Raw genomic sequence first — 1,352 nt, forward strand, 5'->3', positions numbered from 1 at the left:
GCAGCGCAGAAGGACGTCGACGCGCGCTGGACGCTGAAGATCGGCGGCAAGATCCGGTATCGGCCCGACGGCACACCCTTGCCGCAGATCGCCTTGCCGGTCTTTGGCTACAAGACCCACATCGCGATCGACCGGCGCTTTGGCTTTATCCGGGAGAGCGCGGTGACCTCGGCGGCGCATGCCGATGGACGGATGTTGCCGCGCCTGGTGACGACGCAGAACACCTCCTCAGAGGTCTGGGCCGACAGCGCCTACCGGTCACAGACGAACGAGAAATGTCTGGCGGCGAAGATGCTGGTCAGCCGCATCCATCGCCGCAAGCCAACAGGACGGCCGATGCCGGCGCATGTTGCGCGCGCCAATGCCGGCAAGTCGGCCATCCGGGCTGCGGTCGAGCACGTCTTCGCTCATCAGAAAAACAGGTTCGGCCTGTTCATCCGCACCATTGGCCTGGCTCGCGCCGAGGCAAAACTGACCCTGGCCAACATCGCCTACAACTTCGACCGGCTGATCTTCCATGAACGGAACAGGGCCATGGGGCGAGTCTGTCCAGAACCGGCCAAAATCGCTGAAATCGGCTCAAAATGACGGCCGTCAGGCAGCCTGAGGCCGATCATCATCCCGAAATCGCGCCGACCCCACCATAGCGCCAGAAATCAGACCGTTCTTGCGGGTGTCCAGCTTCGCGGGGAGATTGGCCGAACGAGCGAGCACCTAAGAAGGTGGCCGGGTTCGCAAATGAACCGATCGGATACGCTAATTCAGGACGCTAAGTTCGGATCTCAGGTAGAATGTCGCTCCTGCTCGATCTGCTGACAAAGTTGGCAGAATGCCCTGCCTCAACAGGTCCCTTCTCATTACGTGCATTGCCTACTGCGGGATTTTGAGGCGTCGTAAAGTGATACATACTGGTCCTTGAACGACCGTAGCGAGGCCATCGGGATGGTAATGCCGAGCTTGCTCGGCCCCAAGCTACCAGCGTGCTTGATCGGCAAAATCCCGCTCCGTGTAAGGGCATGAACCACGCGCGAGCCAACTCCAAGCGCTTCGACGCATTCCCAAAATGAAAGGTCTCTGTCAGATTCAGGTCGAACCCGCGCCACCACGCCATTCAAATCAACCACTAGCGAGTCAATTCCCAAGAGTTCAGGCTTTCGACCAACCCAGTTCAGTTGGTCACCAAGAATGAGTTTTACAATATCGGATCTAGAGCAATTTGCTTTCAGGGCGGCCACTGCGATCGAAAGCTGAAACTCAGTCGTTTCATGAACCAGAACGGCCCTCGCCAAAAGCCTTTGGCAAAGTGACTCTAGAGTTTTCCGACAATGGCATTCTTCGCGAAGAAGTATCCT

The 1,352-nt window shown here is 57.9% G+C and carries 2 protein-coding genes; one reads left to right on the plus strand and one right to left on the minus strand.

Annotated features, from left to right (window positions below):
- A partial coding sequence (locus AC1DVA_RS28380; RefSeq protein ID WP_476808127.1) for a transposase occupies nucleotides 1-588 on the plus strand: 588 nt, incomplete at its 5' end.
- A 269-nt stretch (nucleotides 589-857) separates the two neighbouring features.
- On the opposite strand, the gene AC1DVA_RS28385 is transcribed toward AC1DVA_RS28380, so the two are convergent.
- On the minus strand, nucleotides 858-1,352 hold a 495-nt coding region (locus AC1DVA_RS28385; RefSeq protein WP_476808128.1), incomplete at its 5' end, for a hypothetical protein.

This window comes from Allobosea sp. P4_C6 (assembly GCF_056402015.1).